The following is a 4,033-nucleotide window of genomic DNA, read 5'->3' on the forward strand; positions in this document are numbered from 1 at the left end:
GCGAATATCGAAGTAGCTCGTATCCTTGAGCAAGCGCGACGAAACAACGAGCGCAACGATATCACTGGGGTTTTGGTGCTTAATGAAAACTATTTTCTTCAGAGTATCGAGGGTGCAAGACCTGATATTAATAACTTATTAAAAAACTTAATCCAAGATGATCGACATTTTTCGTTGCAGATCGTTGAGTGTTGTGAAGTTAAACAGAGGCGCTGGAATGAATGGTCAATGAAATACTTAACGCTCAAAGATGAGGATAAAGATTATGTACTGAAGTTCTCAGATAGCAATAAATTCAACCCTTATCTCATGAGTACTTCCCAAATTATCATGTTTATTGAAGCGCTATCAGAACTTCAAAAATAATCAACAAATTAATATTTTCAGGTAAATGAAGGTAAGAGTTCGTTAGCTTGTGTACTGCATGCTCTTTAAAAGAATATGCGAGGTTCATGGTTAGGATTGATAGTGTATTAAAAAATATACTAAGAAAACAAGGGAGGGATGAAAACTGTGCTCGAATTAGACCACGGCGTACCTTGCCAAATACAGTTCGTGAAACATACCCCAGCGGAACCAGTTATTTAGCCCCTCAAACCTATTAACAGACTACTTAAAACAGACTGGTATAATGGAACCACTTATAACAGACTGTTTGAATAAAAAAGATGGTTACTAACCTCTTTTTAGCAAAATTCTATATAACTGTGGTCGCTCCCTCTCCCTTTGCTATCATAATCGCTCTCTAGCGCTCGTTTAAGCATCTTCTAGGCTCTAATTATCCATAAGTACCTAATAACTGTCTTAGCATGCCTAACAAGCCTATAAGACAGTTTAAGTAGCTGCTTAGCAAAACACTTCAACAAACTGAACTTTTACAGTCAATTTGAAATGACAGTTAACTGTAAGGTGCCACTAATCTTGAACCATTCCTAGCATGTGATAATTTCTGATCCTAAATTTATCAAAAAAATAAGCTTAGCAAATCTCTTAAATTGTCTTAAATTTTGCGTTTGGTAGCGGATTATTTAGATGCATATTCTTAGGTTTTGGTGTTTTTAATGTTTTTAAAAGCTTTTAAGAGCTTTTACGTCCGCTGTAACCCTTGCCAGTCATAGCTATTAACCTCCATACCCTTACGTTTAGCGACCCATACCCTTACGTTTAGCGACCCATACCCTTACGTTTAGCGACCCATACCCTTACGTTTAGCGACCTTATAATTACAATGTATTTGAAGTTGTAATTTAATGATATTATAGTATTTATATCGACCGTCAACGAGCAAGTAAATAATGAGCAAGTTAGTGACCAAACATAATAAATTAATCAGCGCCAGTTACTCGCTTGGCGTACCTGAGCAGCGCATTATCTTCTTGGCCATTGTTGTAGCAAGGGAACAAGAGAAGTTGATTGATGCTAGAGGATTGCTACAAATCCATGCAAGCAGCTACCAAGAACAATTTAAGGTAGAAAAGCATTCAGCTTATAAAGCATTGAAAAGCGCGGCCAAAGGCTTATTTGACGCTCATTTTGAATATGATGATATTCACGAACAGACAGGTAAAGATGCCAATAATTTTATCAGATGGGTACAAAAGATAAGGTATATTAATGCGGCTGGAATGATTGAGTTACAGTTTACAGATGACGTTATACCATTGATAACGAGACTAACCGAGCAGTACACAGAATACGATCTAAAGCAGGTTAGTGAGTTGCAAAGCGAATATGCAATCAGGTTGTATGAGTTGATGATGCAATGGCAGTCTGTTGGTAAAACCAACCAGATAACGATTGATAACTTGCGTAAAAAACTAGGCGTTAAGCCTGAGCAATATAAGCAGATGTGTAATTTTAAAACGAGAGTACTAGATCATGCTGTCAAACAGATTAATGATTATACCGACATAACAGTCAAGTACGATCAGCATAAGACAGGTAAAACTATTACCGCCATATCATTTATATTTAAGAAAAAGCAGATACTTGACCCAGCTAAGAATAAAAAAAGAGATAGTGCCACTCCTGACTTGTTCCATAACATGACTGATAGCCAAGTAAAAACATTCAGCGCCAAGCTTGCTGCCTTACCTGAACTTGGCAGTAATGCACCTATTGGTAAAAGTACTGCTGAGTTTGCCGCTATTATTGCTAATGATCTTGTAGACGAAAATAAGCAAGCCCAGTATATGCCCTATCTTGCAAAGTTAGGTTATCAACCTAAAAAGCATAAGACATAGCGATATTCTAAAATTACTAGATAATCAGTTTTTGCTTTTTTAGCACTACATATTTTCGTAGTGCTGGGGGTGTGGGGGCTTACCCCTGCCGATGTTTTGATTTTATAAATGTGTGACCGTTAGGGATAAACATTTGTAAAGTCGAAAACTCGCACTTAGTCAGTGGGACGCAACCATCCGTCAATTAACTATATCATAAACTATTGTTAGGTACTGGCGAACTTGCTATAGTCGGGTAAATAGATAATTTGATGGTTTAGGAGAAAGGTATGAGCTTACTTGGTGGTAACGATTTAAAAGAACAGCAGAATATTAACGCGCTTGAACTTAAAATAAATAAAGAAAAACAGAAGCTAGATAAGAAGCTAACACGGCAAAAGATATTACTGGGGGCTTTTCTTGTGGACGCTTTAGAGAAAGGATCGGTGGATGGTTTAAAGGAATATACAGCCGATAATCTATTGGATTTCCTGACCAGACAGACGGATAAGGATTTAATGGCAGATCTGGTAAAGGGGCTTGGTGGTACGGTCGAGACTAAAACAGATTCTGAGTCGTTTTAAAAATTTAGGAGCTTATACGTGTCAAAATATTTTATTCTGCTGACTCCTATCTTAGCGTTAGTCACTTTAAACCTAACAGCTTGTATGAATACGTCATCGATGATTAATGATGTACCAACCACACCTACATTAGATGATGGGCAGGGCAAAGAGCCTTATTCTTATAATAAGCATTTTGTAAAAGGTCCTATTAAATATAGAAACTACGAAGAGCTGGACGGAAAAGGTAGGACACTACCAGTCGACGCAATTGGGGTAGTAGGAAGGTTCTATATAAGCGAAGAAGATAATTGCCTCATATTTTATAGTGTGGATAGCACCAAAGTAGCTACGCCTATTTTGAATTATAAATACACACAATGGAATCCTCAAACGAAGGTACTTACTATGGGTAGTACTCATGTAGAGCTGGGTCAATTGGTTCTAGTAGGAGGTGGTATTCAAGATACGCCTAAATCCTACCAAGGTTCTTGCTTGAACAGAGGATATATTATAGACATGCCATCATTTGGAGTAAAATTATTACCGGAATCCGATCTCCATTTATATAAGCAGAAGTTTTAATACTCTACCAAAAATACATATTCAGCGCAGTTTCGGGATGCGGTTCCCTAGTGAGGACTTGAACACTAGGTTATAGGCTAATGTTATCAAAGGCTTTACTCACTGAAATAGTCTCAGTGTACTTCATAGTGTACTTATCATATATATTCTGTTCGTGATCGATGCGCTATATAGGCATCGAACGTATTCCAACAACAGACATTAAGGAGTTAAACAGGAGCTAAACCAGCCCCTACAGAAACTTATTGTACAAGTGCCAGACTATTGCTATAGAACCACCCAAAATAGACGCTTACTAAGCTGTTATTCAAAGTAGAAACACTTTTATCTAACTTGAAAGCATTGGCTAATGATCTCTATCTCATAACACAACTCCTTATTTAACATACTTGCCCCATACCAGTTTCTTAGTTACAGTTAAAACATTAGCCCAAATAATGAATAATTAAATAAAAAAAATTTATCCAGGAGAGTACTTGTGGAGCTAGAACTGACAGAGGTTTCAGAAAAAAATGCTTCTAACTTAAATTATGGCGAGCGCATTATCCAGCGTCTAACTTATGTTAGCTGCTATAACACCAGCAACGCGAATATCGAAGTAGCTCGTATCCTTGAGCAAGCGCGACGAAACAACGAGCGCAACGATATCACTGGGGTTTTGGT

General features: G+C 37.5%; 5 protein-coding genes. All 5 read left to right on the forward strand.

The genetic code is table 11. From position 1 onward, the window contains the following. Positions 1-366, forward strand: a 366-nt coding sequence (locus tag AAEY78_RS12150; protein WP_352339608.1) for a BLUF domain-containing protein, incomplete at its 5' end; no start/stop codon positions are given. A 929-nt stretch (positions 367-1,295) separates the two neighbouring features. After that, positions 1,296-2,243 carry a replication initiation protein RepM gene (repM, locus tag AAEY78_RS12155; RefSeq protein WP_352339609.1) on the forward strand — a complete coding sequence of 316 codons (948 nt, stop codon included), beginning with the start codon at positions 1,296-1,298 and terminating at the stop codon, positions 2,241-2,243. Positions 2,244-2,512: 269 nt separating this feature from the next. Continuing rightward, positions 2,513-2,806 carry a mobilization protein MobS gene (locus AAEY78_RS12160; protein WP_352339610.1) on the forward strand — a complete coding sequence of 98 codons (294 nt, stop codon included), beginning with the start codon at positions 2,513-2,515 and terminating at the stop codon, positions 2,804-2,806. A gap of 18 nt (positions 2,807-2,824) precedes the next feature. Next, a complete protein-coding gene (locus AAEY78_RS12165; protein ID WP_352339611.1) occupies positions 2,825-3,370 on the forward strand; it encodes a hypothetical protein in 546 nt (181 codons plus the stop codon). A 478-nt stretch (positions 3,371-3,848) separates the two neighbouring features. Then, positions 3,849-4,033, forward strand: a 185-nt coding sequence (locus AAEY78_RS12170; protein ID WP_352339612.1) for a BLUF domain-containing protein, incomplete at its 3' end; no start/stop codon positions are given.

The sequence above is a fragment of the Psychrobacter sp. 16-MNA-CIBAN-0192 genome (genome assembly GCF_040309565.1).
GTDB lineage: Bacteria > Pseudomonadota > Gammaproteobacteria > Pseudomonadales > Moraxellaceae > Psychrobacter.

Coding starts and splice junctions, on each gene's coding strand:
- repM (WP_352339609.1), top strand. CDS start 1,296: ATGAGCAAGTTAGTGACCAAACATAATAAATTAATCAGCGCCAGTTAC.
- AAEY78_RS12160 (WP_352339610.1), top strand. CDS start 2,513: ATGAGCTTACTTGGTGGTAACGATTTAAAAGAACAGCAGAATATTAAC.